9 protein-coding genes are annotated in these 16,629 nt (G+C 67.9%); 1 reads left to right on the top strand and 8 read right to left on the bottom strand.

All coding sequences use genetic code 11. The annotated features are described in order from the left end of the window. Window positions 1-13: 13 nt before the first annotated feature. The 6 genes from addA to NLI89_RS10920 form a co-directional block, all read right to left on the bottom strand. Window positions 14-3,445 (bottom strand): double-strand break repair helicase AddA, encoded by a 3,432-nt coding sequence (addA, locus tag NLI89_RS10945; protein WP_254687095.1) that lies wholly within the window; start codon window positions 3,443-3,445, stop codon window positions 14-16. Beyond that, the gene (addB, locus tag NLI89_RS10940) at window positions 3,429-6,389 is read right to left on the bottom strand and encodes a double-strand break repair protein AddB (protein WP_254687094.1); all 2,961 of its coding nucleotides are present in this window, start codon (window positions 6,387-6,389) and stop codon (window positions 3,429-3,431) included. The genes addA and addB overlap by 17 nt, the downstream gene beginning before the upstream one ends. Further along, window positions 6,382-7,137: a nucleotidyltransferase family protein gene (locus tag NLI89_RS10935; protein ID WP_254687093.1), complete on the bottom strand. Its 756-nt coding sequence runs from the start codon at window positions 7,135-7,137 to the stop codon at window positions 6,382-6,384. The genes addB and NLI89_RS10935 overlap by 8 nt, the downstream gene beginning before the upstream one ends. After that, complete coding sequence (locus tag NLI89_RS10930; protein WP_254687149.1) at window positions 7,134-8,114, bottom strand: aminoglycoside phosphotransferase family protein; 981 nt, start codon at window positions 8,112-8,114, stop codon at window positions 7,134-7,136. The genes NLI89_RS10935 and NLI89_RS10930 overlap by 4 nt, the downstream gene beginning before the upstream one ends. After that, window positions 8,111-8,551, bottom strand: coding sequence for a tRNA (adenosine(37)-N6)-threonylcarbamoyltransferase complex ATPase subunit type 1 TsaE (gene tsaE / locus NLI89_RS10925; RefSeq protein ID WP_254687148.1), 441 nt, complete (start codon window positions 8,549-8,551; stop codon window positions 8,111-8,113). The genes NLI89_RS10930 and tsaE overlap by 4 nt, the downstream gene beginning before the upstream one ends. A 127-nt stretch (window positions 8,552-8,678) precedes the next feature. Further along, a complete protein-coding gene (locus NLI89_RS10920; RefSeq protein WP_254687092.1) occupies window positions 8,679-11,054 on the bottom strand; it encodes a PAS domain-containing sensor histidine kinase in 2,376 nt (791 codons plus the stop codon). Window positions 11,055-11,300: 246 nt separating this feature from the next. Between NLI89_RS10920 and NLI89_RS10915 the strand changes: the two genes are divergently transcribed. Continuing rightward, the gene (locus NLI89_RS10915; RefSeq protein WP_254687091.1) at window positions 11,301-14,228 is read left to right on the top strand and encodes a TonB-dependent receptor domain-containing protein; all 2,928 of its coding nucleotides are present in this window, start codon (window positions 11,301-11,303) and stop codon (window positions 14,226-14,228) included. A gap of 136 nt (window positions 14,229-14,364) precedes the next feature. Here NLI89_RS10915 and NLI89_RS10910 read toward each other — a convergent pair whose 3' ends face one another. Together NLI89_RS10910 and ahcY are read right to left on the bottom strand one after the other, a co-directional pair. Next, window positions 14,365-14,808 (bottom strand): hypothetical protein, encoded by a 444-nt coding sequence (locus tag NLI89_RS10910; RefSeq protein WP_254687090.1) that lies wholly within the window; start codon window positions 14,806-14,808, stop codon window positions 14,365-14,367. A 138-nt stretch (window positions 14,809-14,946) separates the two neighbouring features. Next, window positions 14,947-16,407 carry an adenosylhomocysteinase gene (gene ahcY, locus NLI89_RS10905; protein WP_302675726.1) on the bottom strand — a complete coding sequence of 487 codons (1,461 nt, stop codon included), beginning with the start codon at window positions 16,405-16,407 and terminating at the stop codon, window positions 14,947-14,949. Window positions 16,408-16,629 lie beyond the last annotated feature (222 nt).

The raw sequence follows: 16,629 nt of genomic DNA, 5'->3' as shown, positions 1-16,629 counted from the left end.
AACCACCGGCGCGCTAGCTTTGCTCCGTGGGCCGATAGCGCGGCTTGTGATCGGCGAGCAGCGCGTCCGGCAGCACGATCAGCCGCGGCCCTGCGGTATAAAGCAACGCAGCCTCGACCGACCGCCCCGGAAAGATCACGCGCAGCGCCTCGGCATAGGCGGCGATCTGCTTGAGGTGATAGTCGGGAACGTCCGCCAGCCCCGACGGCGCGCGGCGCCCGGTCTTGAAATCGACCACGCGGATGCGGTCCGCCTCGATCAGCAGACGATCGACCGTGCCCGACACGACGATGCCGTTGGCGAGCGTCGCGGCGATCGGTGCCTCCGCCAGCGTGTCCGCGCCGAACAGGTCGGCAAAGCGCGGATCGTCGAGTACGCCGGCAACGCTGGCGACGATCTCCGATCGCGCGGCGGCATCGTCGACGCCGCCCGCCTTGGCGAGCCAGCGATCCGCCGCCGGCGTGCGCTCGCTCGGCGCTATGGCGGGCAGGCGTTCGAACAGCGCGTGGATCAGCCGCCCGCGTTCCGCCGCGAGCCGCATCGCCGGGGTTGGAGGCGGATCGGATACCGCATCCTCGCCGAGCGCGGAGGGCGACAGCGGCCGCGGCGGGCGCGCCTCGATCGGGGCCGGCTGGTGCGCCCAGTCGGGCAGCTGCGCGGTGTTGATCGCGGTCGCCTGGTGCGAGGTCTTGGCGACGATCACGGGTTGCGCTTCGGTACCGTGGAAGGTTCTCGCGCCCTCCCCTTCGCCTACCCCCAACGCGAGCAATGCGCGGTCGGCTGCGGCATACCAGCTGTTCGTCGGCGGCACGCCCTGCGCGCGCAGGCCCAGCGCGCCGGCCATCACGAGGCGTTCCTCGGCGCGTGTCGCGGCGACGTAGAACAGCCGCCAATGCTCCTCCAACTCGCGCTGCTCGGCGGACGACACGACCGCGTCCAGCGGCCCGCCACGCTCGCTCGACCGCGGACGGAACACCGGGATCGGCGCAGCGCCGGGTTCGGGCGCCCATTTCAGGATCGAGCGCGGCGCCGCCGACGGGTCCGCCGTCGCATCCGCGAGGATTACCAACGGCGCCTGCAAGCCCTTCGCACCGTGCGCGGTCATCACCCGCACCGCATCGAGCGGCGCCGACGGATCGCGGACGATCTCGACATCGCCGCGATCGAACCAGTCGAGGAAACGCTGCAGCGACGGCGTCGTCGTACTCTCGAACGTCAGCGCGGCGTTGAGCAGTTCCTCGATCGGATCGCGCGCCTCGGTCCCCAGCCGGCGGATCAATTTCCGGCGACCGTCGAGTGGCCCCGACAGCAGTTCCTCCAGGAACTGGTACGGCGTGGCGATGTCGGCGCGCGCGAGCATCCCCAGCAACGGGGCAAGCCTTGCCGCGGGTTGCGTGCGTTGCAGGTGGCGCCACAACGATCCGGCCTCGCGCGGTGCTGCCGCCATCAGCTCGTCCTGCGTCCAGCCGATCAATGGCGACACGAGCAGCGCCGCGACGCTCAGATCGTCCTCGGGCTGCAACACGAAGCGGATCGTCGCGAGCAGATCCTGGACCGCGAGCGGCGCGTTCAGTCTCAAGCGATCGACGCCCGCGACCGGAACCCCCTCCGCATAAAGCCGCGCGACGATCAGCGAGGCGAGATCGCCGCGCCGCTTGACGAGGATCATCACGTCCTCGGGCCGCAACCGCCGCCCCTTGCTCTCCAGCATCAGGCCGGTCTCGGGCGCGAGCCAGCCCTTCACCGCACGCGCGATGTCGCTGGCGAGTTTCCGCACCGCGTCGTCGACCCAGCCCTCTTCGTCGTCCTCGCTGCCGCCTGCCGAGACCGGAGGCCACAGCGTGACGGTACCGGGGCCAGCGACTTCGCTCGCGTGACGCTCGACCTCGCCCGCAATGCCGAGCCCCGGTTCGCCGATCGCGTCGATCGCCGCATCGACGAACTCCAGCACGGTGCGCGTCGACCGGAACGAGTGGCGCAACGACAGCCGCGCCAAGGGGAGCCCGCGCTCTTCCTCAGGCCAGTTGTCGTCGCCCTCCGCCTCGCTCGCACGGCCGCCGAAATACTGTTCGGCCGCCTGGAAGTTGAGCGGATCGGTACCCTGAAACCCGAAGATCGCCTGCTTGTAGTCGCCGACCGTGAACAGCGTGCGCGTCGACGGCGCATAGATGCCGCGGCCGACGAAGAACTCGTCCGCCAGCGCCCGCACGATCCGCCATTGGTGGCCGTTGGTGTCCTGCGCCTCGTCGATCAGCAAATGCTCGGTCGCCTGGTCGAGCTTATAGCGGACCCATTCGCCGATCCCCGGCTGGTCGAGCAGCGCCACCGTCGTCGCGATCAGGTCGTCGAAATCGACTGCGCCCGTGCGTCGCTTGGCCAGCGCATAGGCTCGCGCGTAATCACGGCCGACCTCGAGCCCGTCGGCGAGCAGGTCGCAATAGGTCGCGCGCTGGACCATCGACAGCACGTCGGTGCACGCCTCGCCCAGATCGCGCGCGAGGATTTCGTAGTCGGGTTCGGCATCGATCAGTTTCTTCGACGCCTTGCGCTGCGTGCCCGTGCCGGTCAGTACGATGCTAGCGAGTTCGTCCAGGGTTGCTGCGCGGTCCTCGGAGTCGAGCCAGCGTTGCACGGTCGCCGCTGCCGCCTGCCCGGTTGCCGTCCCCCAGGCGCGATTGGCCGCCGCGATGCGCGCGATCGCATCGAGGTCGAGCGCGTCGCACCATTCCGCGATCGCCTCGTCGATATCGCCGGACGGGAGCCCGAGTTCCCGGCGGAGCCACGGCTGGATCCCGACCGGGAGGGCCTCCAATGCCGGCAACGCGCGGGCACAGGCGAGCAGGAACGCCTCCGCTCCGCCCTCGCCCATCCGCAGCGACAGCCGCCCGACGATCTCGACCGGCCGTTCGCGGCCTTCGCGCTCTGCGTCGGACAGCATCGTCGCCAGCGCTTCCCGCGCGAGCCCCGCCTCTTCGCGCGCCTCTAACGGCCGGAAGTCCGGCGTCAGCCCAGCCTCGACCGGGAACGCGGCGAGCAACCCTTGGCAGAAGCTGTGGATCGTCTGGATGCGCAGGCCACCGCCCGGCGCGTCGAGCACCTTGGCGAACAGGGTCCGCGCGCGGTCTTGCAACGCCTGTACCGGGCTCTCGCCGAGCGCGATCAGGTCCGCAGCGAGCGCCGGGGCGGGCATTCGTACCCAGGCCGCAAGCCGTCCGTTGATGCGCTGCGCCATTTCCGCGGCGCCCGCTTTGGTGAAGGTCAGGCACAGGATAGCGCCGGGATCGACACCTCGCAGCAGCAGCCGGAACACGCGTGCCGCCAACACCTGCGTCTTGCCGGTGCCGGCCGACGCGGACAGCCAGACGTGCGAGGCCGGGTTGCTCGCATCGGCCTGCGCGCCCCTTAAGCGGGGCAGCGTGGCGAGCGTATCACCGCTCACGGCCATACCATTCGTCGCGTCGCATCAACTGGTCGTACTCGGCATAGGGGGCGTATTCGGGGACGAGCTTGGCGGTGAACGCGGCGCTGCCGGTCAGCCATTCGCCGACGACTTCGGTGAAATTGTGCGCGGCGATGGCGGTAAACTCGGCGGTCGGGATCTTGTCGCGCTTGCCCTCGGGATCGACCGGGCTCTCGATATAGCCGAACGCGTCGCGCTTCTTGCCGAGCGACCAATATTCGAACGCGCCCGCGATGCCGGAGACGTCCGCGAACCCGCCGCGCTCGGCGATCAGACCGAGCAGGCCGAGTTGGAGGCTGTAGCCGGCGCGCACGGCGGTCGGCGAAGGGGGCTTGCCGGTCTTGTAGTCGATCACGGCCAGGCGTCCGTCGGGGAGCTTGTCGATGCGGTCGTAGCGACCTGACAGCGTCACGCCGGCGATCTCGATCTTGCCCTTGCCCTCGGCGCTGGCGACAGTGCGGCCGTCCTCGCCTTGTGCGACGATCGCGCCCGCGATCCAGTCGATCGCCTCCAGCAGGCGCGGCTGCCACAGCGCGCGCATCATCGGGTGGGTGCGCTCGTCGTCGAGCATCGCCTTCGCGCGCTGGCGGAGCGTGTCGACGGTGCAGTTGTCCTGCTTCCACCATTGCTCGAGGATGTCGTGCACCGCGGTCCCGCGCCACGCCGCGCTGGGGTCCGCGTCAACGGGGTCGAGCGGCACGAGGCCGAGCACGCGGCGTGCGTAGAAGGCGTACGGGTCGGCCTTCAGGCGATCCACTTCGGTGACGGAAATGACCCTGGGACGCAGCGATGCAGGCGGCGAAGGTTCCGGCCGAACTGCTGGTTTATGCTCGCCCGGATCGTCCAGAGCACGTGTCCAGCTCTCTAGAGATGAAGCCCGTTCGAACCGATCGCCCGCAAGCGCCTGCAACCGCAACCATAGACGCGAGGCCAGAGCCGGCGACTTTGCATCCCGGCGCGCGCGCGTCACTACCGCCCGCGGCGCGCCCAGCGCTTGCGCAAAATCATGCGCCGCGGTGCCGACACGCCGCTCTAACCCCGGCAGCCCTAGCTCCATGCGAATGCGCGGGGCCAGCCAAGGATCTGGCGCGGGCCGGCCCGGCCACACGCCTTCGTTCAACCCGCCGAGCACCATGACGTCGGCCGTCTGCAACCGCGCCTCGATCAGGCCGTAGATCGCAAGCCGGGGATGCCCGCCCGGTGCCGGCCGAACCGCGACTTCGTCGAGCAACGTCCGCAGCAATTGCGGCAGTTCGCGCGGATCGATCCGGGGCGGTCCGGCGGGCGCTTCGGCTTCCAGATCGGCGAGGAACTCCGCCGCCGCTCGCCCCGCCAGCCCCGACCAGAGATTGTCGCCGCATAAAGTCTGCGCCGTTTCGCGCAGGCAGGCGAGTACCGACGCCAGGGGCTGTGGCCCCTGATCGAACGCTCCCGCAAGCGGCGTCAGCAACGGCTGAACGTCGGCCCACCATGTGGCCGCGGTGCCCTTGCCCTCCTCCAGATGTCCGGCGATCCCGTCGAGCCCCGCCGCCGGTCGCGGTCCGCGCAACCGTCGATCGAGCGCACGCGCGCCGTCGAGCCACAGCAGGCGATCCTCCCCCGCGCGCACCAGCGGGTGCTTCAGCAACGCCAGCAGCGCGAGCGGCGAGAAGCGCTGCGCCGCCGCCTCGGCTAGTGCGAGCAGCAACGTACCCGGCGGCAGGATCGACAGAGGCCGCCCTGCGCTGTCGTCGATGCCGATGCCCCAGCGCCCGAGATGCGCCGCCACCCGCCGCGCCAGCGCACGATCGGGCGTCACGAGTGCGGCGGTCCGCTCCGGCGTTTCGAGCGCCTCGCGCAACACGAGCGCAATCGCCTGCGCTTCCTCCGCCGGGGTCGCGAGTTCGGCTGCGGTCACGCCTTTCAAGCGGCGATCCTCCGCGGCGATCTGAGTCCACTTGCCGGTGAAATCCGCGGGCGCCAGCGCGTTGGCGATCGCCCGGCCGCGCGCGGCATCGGCGTCATGCCCGCCACCTTCGCGCCACGTCTGCACCTCGCCGCGCGCAACGCCCATGCGCAGCAGCATGAGCTTCGCATCGAACTGCGGATGCGTCTCGATCGAGCGCCGCGTGAGCCCCGTCACCGGGTGCGGATCATGCGGCCCGAGCGCGTCCCATTCCTCGTCCGGCAGCGCGAGGTCGAGCCCGGCGAACACCACCATGCCCTGCGGCATGTCGGCGATGCACCGGAGCAGGCGCGCCACCGCCGGTGCCGAATCGGTCACGCCGGCCGCACACACGATCCCCGCCGGCGGCGCGTTCCGCCAGCGCTGGGCGAGCCGGTCGAGCAACGCCGAGCGCCGCGTTGCCGCATCGATCCGCTCCAGCCGCGCGAGTTCGCCCGGCCAGCGTTGCAGCACGATCTCGAACGTCGCCAGCGCGCGCCGCCAATGCTCGGTGAGTTCGGGACCAAGCTCGATATCGCGCAACCGGGTCGGCGGCACCTCCTCGACCAGCAACTGATCGAGCGTCCGCGCGAGTTCGCCCGCCAGCCGCACCGCCTCCGCCGCATCGACCGGATGGCCTTCGCGCGCACGCTCTTCCGACACCAGTCGCGCGAGAATCATCCGCCGCTGATACGGTGGCACCGCGGGCAGCGGCGGATCGATGTCGTCCGCCGGATCGAGCGCGGCGCCAACCGCCTCGCCCATCTCCGGATCACCCAGCGCTACGAGGCGGGGTAAAACGAGCCCGCCGCCACTCGCGCGGACAAGCGCCTCGGTCACCGCCTTCACCGCGCGGTTGTTCGGCAGCACGACCAGCGCTCGGGCGAGTGCCAATGGATCGCGCCCGGCTCGCCGCGTCAGACCTGCAACGAGCGCATCCGCAAACGCGCGATGCGCGGGGATCGTGTACAGCGTCGGACGACCCGCCGTGGCGAGATCAGCCATCTGCGAGGATCGCCTCGGTCTTCGGGATCGCGGCGGGCGTGCCGACGTCGAACCACAGGCCCTGGTGGACCTGACCGTAAGCGCGGCCCGCCGCGATCGCGCGATCCCAGAAGATGTTGGTCGAGAACGGCCCCTCCGGCCAGTCCGCGATCAGCCGCGGGTGGAGAATCTGGATGCCGGTATAGGCGAACGGCGCGAGCCGGCCGGTCTTGCGCCGCCCGCTGATCCGGCCATCCGCGGCGAGATAGAAATCGCCCGGCCCGCGGTGATTATGCGCCCGCGCGAGCGGGACCATCAGCAGCAGCGCGTCCATCTTGGCGTCGTCCCAGCGCGACGCGAGCAGCTTGATCGCATCGACCGGCCCGTCGATCCACAGATTGTCGCTGTTGACCACCAGCACCGGCGCATCGCCGAGCAGACCGCGCGCCTGGACGAGCCCCCCGCCCGTCTCCATCAGCATTTTCCGTTCGTCGGAGATCACCACGTCGATCCCCGCGAACCGGTCGGTGACATGCGCCTCCAGCGTATCCGCAAGATAATGCACGTTGACCACCGCGCGCTTGATGCCGGCCGCCTGCAACCGTTCGAACACGTGGTCGATCAACGGCTTGCCCGCGACCTGTACCAGCGGCTTGGGCCGGGTCGCGGTCAGCGGCCGCATCCGCTTGCCCAGGCCCGCCGCCATCACCATCGCCGTCTCGGGCACCGTGCCGCGCGGGACGGGGCGGATCGTCTGCTGGCGGGTCATGCGGCCAGCACCAGCGGATCGCCGCGCAGATCGGCGGGGACGTTCGCGTCGAACCACGCCGCGACCGGCGCCATCACCGGTTGCGCGAGGTCACGCTCCAGATACGTCCAGACGCGCGGGCACATCGTCGGGTAGTGCGGCTTGCCGTCGCGCTTCCACAGCCGCGTGAAGATGCCGAGGATCTTGGCGTTCCGCTGCGCGCCGAGCACGTGATACGCGTTCATGAAGTCGTCCCCCGCATCCGCCGCTGCCCGGTAGCGCGCGAGCATCGCCGCCTCGACCGTCGGATCGACCGTCCGCCGCGCGTCCTGCAACAGCGAGACGAGGTCGTAGGCCGGGTGCCCTGCGAGCGCGTCCTGGAAATCGAGCAGGCCGAGCGAGCGCGTAGGTCCGACCAGCATCAGATTCTCCGCATGATAATCGCGAAGTACCGTGACCGGCGTTTCGGCGATGGCGTGGTCGAACACCGCCTCCCACGCCGCGTCCCAGCCGGGCAAATCGGGCGCGATCCCGACCGCCGGGCAATACCATTCGACGAACAGCCCCGCCTCGCGCTTCAGCACCGCGCGGTCGTACGGCGGAACGGGTGCCGCCGGATGGCCGCGCAACCGCACCAGCAGATCGATCGCGGGCGCGTAGAGCGACAGCTCGTCGGCGGGCGCCGCGTCGACCGCCTCGCGCAACCGGTCGTCGCCGAAATCCTCGATCAGCACGAGGCCCTGGTCGAGATCGCATGCGAGGATCGCCGGTGCCGCGAAGTCACGCTCGACCAGCCATTCGGCGATGGCGATGAACGGTCGCGGGTCTTCGTGCGGCGGCGGTGCGTCCATCAGGATCGCACGGCGCCCCCCCTCTTCGGCACCGTCGATCGCGCGAAAATACCGGCGGAACGACGCGTCGCCGGCGACCGGGAGGATCTGCGCCCCACCCCAGCCATGAGCGTCGAGAAAAGCGGCGGCGCCGGGCGGCGGGGTCATGTCGGCCATCGCGACCTCCAAGCTTCCGGCACCTCGACTGTCAAGCTGCGCGTGCCGTCCGGCTTGATCGTCAGGCTGAGGCGAAGCGCGTCGGGCCAGTAATCGGGGCCCGCCCGCTCCGGCCATTCGACCAGCAGCAGCGAATCATAGCGCGCGTCGTCGAGCGCCAGTTCCTCGATCTCGGCGGGGTCGTCGATCCGATAGAGGTCGACGTGCAGCACCGGCAAGCGCACCTCGGGCGGCTCGTAGGGCTGGACGATCGCAAAGCTCGGCGACGGTGCCTCGCCAGCTAGCCCGAGCGCGGCGAGGAGACCGCGTGCGACGCTGGTCTTCCCCGCGCCGAGGGTGCCTTCGAGGGTGATCACGTCGCCGGGCTGGACGCGCTCGGCCAGCAACGCCCCAAAAGCTTCGGTCGCCTGAGGATCGGGTAGGAGGATCACGCGCACTAGCCCTCTCCCCTGCGGGGAGAGGGTTGGGTGAGGGGCTGTTCCGGGTGGTGCACTGCTTGGCTGCCCCTCACCCCGACCCTCTCCCCGGAGGGGAGAGGGAGTAGGTCATGCACGCTCATCGCCGCGGCAATTCTACGGTGATCAACGTGCCCGCGCCGGGCTCGGAGACCAGCTCGATCGTCCCGCCATGTGCCTCGACGAACTGCTTGGCCAGCGGCAACCCCAACCCCAAAGCGCGATCCCCCATTGCCTTCGATTCCGCGAACCGATCGAACGCATGCGCGACCGCCTCGGCATCCATCCCCGGCCCGTCATCCGACACCACGATCCGCGCGGACGTCGCGTTGCCATCGGTATGCAGCAACACCCGCCCGCCATCCGGCGTAGCCGCGACCGCGTGGCGCAGGAGATGCTCGACGACCTCCTTCAGCCGCTTCGGATTGCCGTTGACCCGGCCCGTCGACCGCGCCACCTCGACCGCGAAATCGAGCTTCCGCCGCTTGGCCGACGGCAGGATCGTCTCCGCCGCCGCACGCACCGTGGTCGGCAGATCGACGTCTGTCCGATCCGTCTCCGCACGGTCGCTTTCCGCCCGCGTCAGGTCGAGCACGTCGTCGACCAGCAACCCCAGTCGCTCGACCGACTCCAGGATCGCCCCGACATAGCCCTCGGCCTGCTTGGTCATTTTGCCGGCATAGCCGCCGTGCAACATCTCCGCGAACCCGCTGATCGACGTCAGCGGCGTGCGCAGTTCGTAGCTCATGTTCGCCACGAACGCGGTCTTCACCTTGTCCGCCGCCTCCAGCGCGTTGGCCCGGTCGCGCAGAGCCTGCTCCGCACGCCGGCTGTCGGTGATGTCGAGCATCGTGAACAGCGCATTCCCGTCGGGCAGCGGCACGCCGGCGAACTCGAAATGCCGTCCGTCCGCAAACGCCACGCGCCCGCCGCGCTGCTGCCGCTCGACCGTCGCCGACCGCACGAGATCGGGGATCAGCGCCGACCGGTTGGGTGTCAGCAGCTTGCCCCCCGCCGCCTCGGCGAACGCATCGACGCGGGGATGCGAGGCGAGGAACTCCTCCTCCAGGCCCCACAGCAGCCGGAACCGGTTGTTCCACAACTGCAACCGCCCATCCGCCGCGAACACGCCGAGCGCCTCGAACAGATTGTCGAACGTCGCGGTCCGCACCCGCAGCAGCGTGTCGCGCGCGCTAGCGAGCTGGACCTGCTCGGTACGATCCTCGAAGATCAGCAACAGTCCGCCATCGGGCAAAGGCTGCGCGACCACGCGAAGATGCGTGCCACCGCGAAGGTGCCAGTTCTCCTCCATGGCCCCCCCGCCGGCCGCGCCACTCTGCGACGAGCCGGTCTGCATGAACCAGTCGCGCCGCTCCGCCTTCCAGCTCGGGAAGTCGCGGACCTCGGGCAACCGATTGGCCTCGCGCATCCGCTCCAGCACGCGGTCGAACTCGGGGCGGTCGGCGAGCCATTCGCTGCGCATCGCGAACATCCGCCGGAACGGCTGGTTGCAGAATACGAGCGAACGATCCCCGCCGAACTGCGCCACGCCCGCCGACAACCGGTCGAGCATCGCGCGCTGCGCCTCTGCGAACCGCTTGGCGCCCGACCGCGCCTGCTCCAGCTCCTCGATATCGATCGCGAACCCGGCGACGCCACCGCTCGACAACGGCACGTCGTAGATCTGCAACGACCGCCGCGCGCCGTCGATCGTGGCGGGCAGGACCTGCTGGTGCGGCCGCCCCTGCTCGCGCGCGACCGCAGCACCGGCGAGTGGCCCGCCCCGCCCCGATCCCTCGACCAGTTCGAGCCCACGCGCCACCACATCGGCGGCATCGCGCCCCTCGACCGCATCGACATAGGCCGTATTCACCATCGCCAGCCGGAGGTCGGTCGCGCGGTACCACATCGGCATCGGCGCCGCCTCGATCAGCCCGGTCAGCGACTCATACGCCTCGCCCAGACGCGCCGTCTCCGCGCCAAGCCGGGCGATCTCCGCCTCGCTGTCGGTCGCATCGAACGCCCAGAGCAGCACCGCCCCCGTGGCGCCCATCTCGCCCGGCGCACGTCCTCCGCGAAACGTGATCGCCCGCGTCGAGCCCTGCAGCCGCACCGATCGCACGAACGCCCGCCCCGACCGCTGCGCCGCCGTCACATCCGCAATCAACCGCGCCGCGTCGTCCGGCGACAGCCCGGTGCCCCCGGCAGCCAACTCGGCCAGCGACCGCGGCGGAACGTCCAGCCCAAGCCAGTCCGCCATCCGCTGGGACATCTCGATCCGCCCCCCGGACCGGATCACCGTCACGATCGCCGGCGAGCCATCGAGGATCGTCCGCAATTGTGCGTTGGTCTCGACGATGGCCTCAGCAGCGCCCCGCGCGCGCAGGCCGAGCAGCAGTGCCACGCCGCCCGCAACGACGAAGACCAGCAGGAGCGCGCCCGTCAGCAGGCCTACCCCGGTCCCGAGGACCATCATCGTTGCAGCATGCGCGAAACCATCGGCCCATCTAGGCCAACCCCATGCCGCTAGGGAAGAGGACGCGGCGCATCCGCATGGCCAGCGACCCTTCAACCGCTCAGTGACAGCGCTGTTGCAGATTTGTTGCACTGCCGTCCGAAAGCGACAGCAATCGTGTCTATTCGTCGCATAGTGGTTTTCAACTCGTCCTGAAAACGGTTTCAGGCGCCATTATCGTACGCGTCAACGACGAAGGAACGGCACTTGCCTCGGACACTGCTTCTCACTGCAACCATTCTCGCTGCCGGCGCGCTCGCCGTACCCGCATTCGCCCAGGACGCTCCTGCTGCGGCTCCAGCCGCCGTTCAGGAGCAGGCGACCGTTGCACCTGAAGCCGACGACTCCATCGTCGTCACCGGATCGCGCATCCGTCGTCCCGATCTCGAATCCGCCTCGCCGGTCGCCGTGATCGACTCGCAGCAGATCCAGTCGCAGGGTATCGTCAACACGCAGGACCTGCTCGCAAAGCTGCCCCAGGTCGGCATTCCCGGCCTCAGCCGCACCAACAGCAACTTCCTGACGACCGGCAACGGCGTCGCGACGATCAACCTTCGCAACCTCGGTGATTCGCGCACGCTCGTGCTGGTCAACGGCCGCCGGTTCGTACCGGGCGTGGCGGGCACGTCGATCGTCGACGTCAACAACATCCCGGCCGACTTCGTCGAGCGCATCGAAGTCGTCACCGGCGGCGCATCGGCGATCTACGGCTCGGACGCGATTGCCGGCGTGGTCAACTATGTGACGAAGACCGACATGCAGGGCATCACCGCCCGTGCGCAATACGGCTTGACCAGCCGCGGCGACAATCCGAACTACACCGCCAGCATCACCGGCGGCACCAAGTTCGGCGAGGACGATCGCGGCTCGATCATCGTCAACGGGACCTATTCGAAGGACCTGGGCCTGCTGTCGAACAAGCGCGGCATCTCGGCGGAGGATTGCTCGAACCTCGGTTGCGGTCCGCAGTCGTACAGCTCCTATTCCGCGCAGGGTCGCTTCGAGCTTCGGAACGGCGCAAACGCGTCGACGAACGCTGGCGGCTATGCGAGCAACCTGTTCTCGTTCAACCCCGACAACTCGGTCGTCTCGGGCGGCGGCACCGGCTTCAACCGCAACTCCGTGCGCCGTATCTCGACGCCGACGGAACGCTACCTCGCGGCCGGTGCAGCCCAGTACAAGTTCAGCGACTCCGTCACGGCGTTCCTGGAAGGCACCTACGCCAAGACCAAGTCCAGTTCGCAGATCGAAGCGCTGGCGCTTGATTCGCAGCTCGACACAGGCGTCGGCTACGGGATCGACAATCCGTACATCCCGGCATCGATCCGCCAGCAGATCATCGCCCGCAACAGCGACGGCATCGCGTCGAACGACGTGACCTCGATCGACTTCCGTCGTCGCCAGAACGAGGTGTTCAGCCGCAGCAACACCAACGACCGCGACACGTTCCGTATCGCCGGCGGGTTCCGCGGCGCCATCTCGCCGAAGTGGAGCTACGAGGTTTCGGGCGTCTATGGCCAGCTGAAGGATCGCACCAGCAGCCAGGACATCGACATCACGAAGTACGCGAACGCGCTCGACGCGGTCACGGACGCGACGGGTACGATCGTCTGCCGCGATGCAGCCGCCCGGGCCGCCGGTTGCGCACCGATCAACCTGTTCGGCTACAACACCGCGAGCGCCGCCGCATCGAACTACGTCCAGGCGGACGTGGCGCGTGAAGTCGCGATCAAGAACACGCAGTTCGTCGCCAACGCCAGCCTCAACGGTTCGCTGCTCACGCTGCCCTACGGCGACGTTCGCGTCGCGTTCGGTGGCGAGTATCGCCGTGAGAAGAGCGCCGAGAACTGGGACGCGCTGACCAATGCCGGCCAGAATTCGGGCAACCAGACGCCCGATACGGTCGGCTCGTTCAACGTGAAGGAGCTGTTCGGCGAAATCGACATCCCGATCCTGAAGGACCTGCCGTTCGTCAATTCGCTCAGCCTGCAGGGTGCAGCACGCTATTCGGATTATTCGACGATCGGCAACGTGTTCAGCTGGAACGCCGGCGCCGAATATTCGCCGGTCCGTGGCCTTCGCTTCCGCGGCAACTACGCGATCGCCAACCGCGCACCGAACATCAACGAGCTGTTCTCGTCGGCATCGGAAACCTTCCCGGCGGTGCAGGATCCCTGCGACGGCGTGACCGCGGCGTCGACCGGCACCTATGCCAATGCCTGCCGCCAGATCCCGGCGATCGCCGCGGCGGTGCGCAATGGCGGTACCTTCCAGTACACGCTGGCGGATACCCAGGGCATCAACGGCTTCGACGGCGGCAACCGCAACCTGCAGGAGGAGAAGGGCAAGACCCTGACGCTTGGCGCCGTGATTGCGCCCGATCAGGTCCGTGGCTTCAGCCTGACGGTCGATTATTTCGACATCAAGCTGACCAACGCGATCGGCATCATCCCGCGCTCGACGTCGATCCAGCAATGCCTGCTCACCAGCGAACCGCAGTTCTGCAACAACGTCATCCGCTACGACAACACCGGCTACATCCGCACAGTGAACGCGCAGAACATCAACATCGCCGACACCAAGACCCGCGGTATCGACGTCAACCTGCGCTATGGTCGTGCGCTCGGCCTGACCACGGACGATCGTCTCGATCTGAGCGTGCTGTACACCCACACGCTGCGTTACAAGACGCAGTCGGATCCGGCGGCACCCGCGTACAGCGGCGTCGGCAACCTGGAATATGGTGCGGCGTTCCGCGATAAGGTCAATGCTACGGCTACCTACAGCGCCGGTCCGTACAGCGTGAACTGGACCACGACGTACCTCAGCCCGATGGTCGACACCGTCCGGGACGAGTTCGCCGACTATGCCGACCAGATCGGGCTCTCGCCCGAGATCGCCGCGCATAACGAGATCGCGTCGCGCTTCTATCACGACGTCCAGCTCCGCGCCCGCGTTGGCGAGGAGAGCCGGCAGATGGAGATGTTCTTCGGCGTCACCAACCTGTTCGACCGCAAGCCGCCGAAGCTGGAGGACACCGTGTTCTACGGCACGATCACCGGCACGACGACCGCAGCGGACGTCTACGACCCGATCGGCCGCCGCTTCTACGTCGGCGCACAGCTGAAGTTCTAGTCGCTAGCGTCTTTGGACCGACAGGCGGGCGGGGCAGGCAACTGCCCCGCCCGTTTGCGTTTTGGGGGCGCTAGCTCTGGGGGGTGACGGTGATCTGCCTAGCGTCCGGGATGGGAAGGATTGCAGACGCCCGCGATCAAGTAGCTGAATAATAGTGTGGCGGGGACGACGCCCGACAGGCCACATGCAAGTGCATGTTGCGGCTTGTGATTACCAAATGCCGAAAATCCGCAGTATCCCAAACGCCGTCGCGTTTCGTCAGTTGCTCGATCCAGTCGGAAGCATGAAACTCAAGAAATGGCCAGCACCCCCCGTAAGGGTAGCCCACATTCGAGAGCAATGCGTCAACATCCTCGACCCCACTCCAATTCATGTTTTCGTCGAGAACCTGAAAAGCGAAGACGTCTTCAAATATCACGACGGCGCTGGCGACGCCGTCATCTACTTCCGCATCGCTTGCGTAGCGAACGGTTGCGATAAGTCGCTGCTCACCGCCCTGCCAGCTTATGTCGAAGATGGTCGCCGGACGCTCGGCCAAGCCAATAATAGGATGCCAGCGCTCGACTCTGCTGTGTTTCATGAGGACGAGCGTGATCCAACGGGGAAGCGTCTGCAAGGGGGCGTTGCCGGCCCTAGCGAACTTGGCTTTCCAAAACGCAAAAAGCCGCGCCCACCTTAATGGTGGACGCGGCCCTTTACGCAGCGATCGTGTGGACGATCAGTAGCGGTAATGGTCCGGCTTGAACGGGCCTTCGACCGGTACGCCGATGTAGCCGGCCTGCTTGTCCGAGAGCTTCGACAGTTTCACGCCGAGCTTCTCGAGGTGGAGCATCGCGACCTTCTCGTCGAGGTGCTTGGGCAGGACGTAGACTTCGTTCTTGTAGTTCTCACCCTTGGTCCAGAGCTCGATCTGCGCGAGCGTCTGGTTGGTGAAGCTGGCCGACATCACGAACGACGGGTGGCCGGTGGCGCAACCGAGGTTCACCAGGCGACCCTTCGCCAGGATGATGATCTGCTTGCCGTCCGGGAACTTCACCAGGTCGGTGCCGGGCTTCACTTCGGTCCAGTCGTAGTTCGACAGCGCGGCGATCTGGATCTCCGAGTCGAAGTGGCCGATGTTGCAGACGATCGACATCGGCTTCATCGCCTTCATGTGATCGGCGGTGATGACGTCGGCGTTGCCGGTCGCGGTGCAGAAGATGTCGGCGCGGGTCACGGCCTCTTCCATCGTCACGACCTCGAAGCCCTCCATCGCCGCCTGCAATGCGCAGATCGGATCGACTTCGGTGACCATCACGCGCGCGCCGCCGTTGCGGAGCGACTGGGCCGAGCCCTTGCCGACGTCACCGAAACCGGCGACGCAGGCGACCTTGCCGGCGAGCATGACGTCGGTCGCGCGACGGATCGCGTCGACCAGCGATTCCTTGCAGCCGTAGAGGTTGTCGAACTTCGACTTGGTGACCGAATCGTTGACGTTGATCGCCGGGAACGGCAGCTCGCCCTTCTTGGCGATCTCGTAAAGACGATGAACGCCCGTCGTAGTCTCTTCCGAGACGCCCTTCAGGTTCTTGACGGTCTCGGTCAGATAGCCGGGGTTCTTCGCGACGTAGGCTTTCAGCGCACGCTGCATCTCGACCTCTTCCTCGTTCTCGGGCTCGGGCATCGTGTGGCCGGCTTCGAGCTTGGCGCCCCACAGCGCGAACATCGTCGCGTCGCCGCCGTCATCGAGGATGATGTTGGCGGTCTGGCCCTCTACGTCGCGATCCCACGAGAAGATGTCGCCGACATAGTTCCAGTAATCCGCGAGGCTCTCGCCCTTGATCGCGAACACGGGGACGCCGGTCGCGGCGATCGCGGCGGCGGCATGGTCCTGCGTCGAGAAGATGTTGCACGTCGCCCAGCGGACGTCGGCGCCGAGTGCGGTCAGCGTCTCGATCAGCACCGCGGTCTGGATCGTCATGTGCAGCGAACCGGTGATCCGCGCGCCCTTCAGCGGCTGCGACGCGCCGAATTCGGTGCGCAGCGACATCAGGCCGGGCATCTCGGTCTCGGCGATGTTGATCTCGGCGCGGCCGAATTCGGCAAGGCTGATGTCGGCGACGACGTAATCGGTCTTCGCGGGGGCGAGGGTGGTGGCCACTATGGGTCTCCTGGAAATTCTGTGATCGGCGAGCCTCATGCCCGTGCCGGATGGCCTGCGCCTTAGAGGATCGAGGGACTCAAATCAAATATAAAGATATCTTTATATGTTGCTCGGAGATGCCCTCGGCGTGAGCTGCACCGCCCTTCTTCGACTCCCCTCCCTGGAAGGGAGGGGTTGGGGGTGGGTCGGCTTGAGGCGCATGCAGAGCCCGCCAACCAGCCGACCCACCCCCGGCCCCTCCCTTCCAGGGAGGGGAGC

This window comes from Sphingomonas faeni, assembly GCF_024273235.1.
Lineage (GTDB): Bacteria > Pseudomonadota > Alphaproteobacteria > Sphingomonadales > Sphingomonadaceae > Sphingomonas > Sphingomonas faeni_A.
This window is presented reverse-complemented; position numbering and strand designations above follow the sequence as displayed.

Bases quoted from the DNA above. Each gene is read 5' to 3' on its own strand.
- addA (WP_254687095.1), bottom strand. From the start codon at position 3,445: ATGGCCGTGAGCGGTGATACGCTCGCCACGCTGCCCCGCTTAAGGGGC.
- addB (WP_254687094.1), bottom strand. From the start codon at position 6,389: ATGGCTGATCTCGCCACGGCGGGTCGTCCGACGCTGTACACGATCCCC.
- NLI89_RS10935 (WP_254687093.1), bottom strand. From the start codon at position 7,137: ATGACCCGCCAGCAGACGATCCGCCCCGTCCCGCGCGGCACGGTGCCC.
- NLI89_RS10930 (WP_254687149.1), bottom strand. From the start codon at position 8,114: ATGACCCCGCCGCCCGGCGCCGCCGCTTTTCTCGACGCTCATGGCTGG.
- NLI89_RS10920 (WP_254687092.1), bottom strand. From the start codon at position 11,054: ATGATGGTCCTCGGGACCGGGGTAGGCCTGCTGACGGGCGCGCTCCTG.
- NLI89_RS10910 (WP_254687090.1), bottom strand. From the start codon at position 14,808: ATGAAACACAGCAGAGTCGAGCGCTGGCATCCTATTATTGGCTTGGCC.
- ahcY (WP_302675726.1), bottom strand. From the start codon at position 16,407: ATGAGGCTCGCCGATCACAGAATTTCCAGGAGACCCATAGTGGCCACC.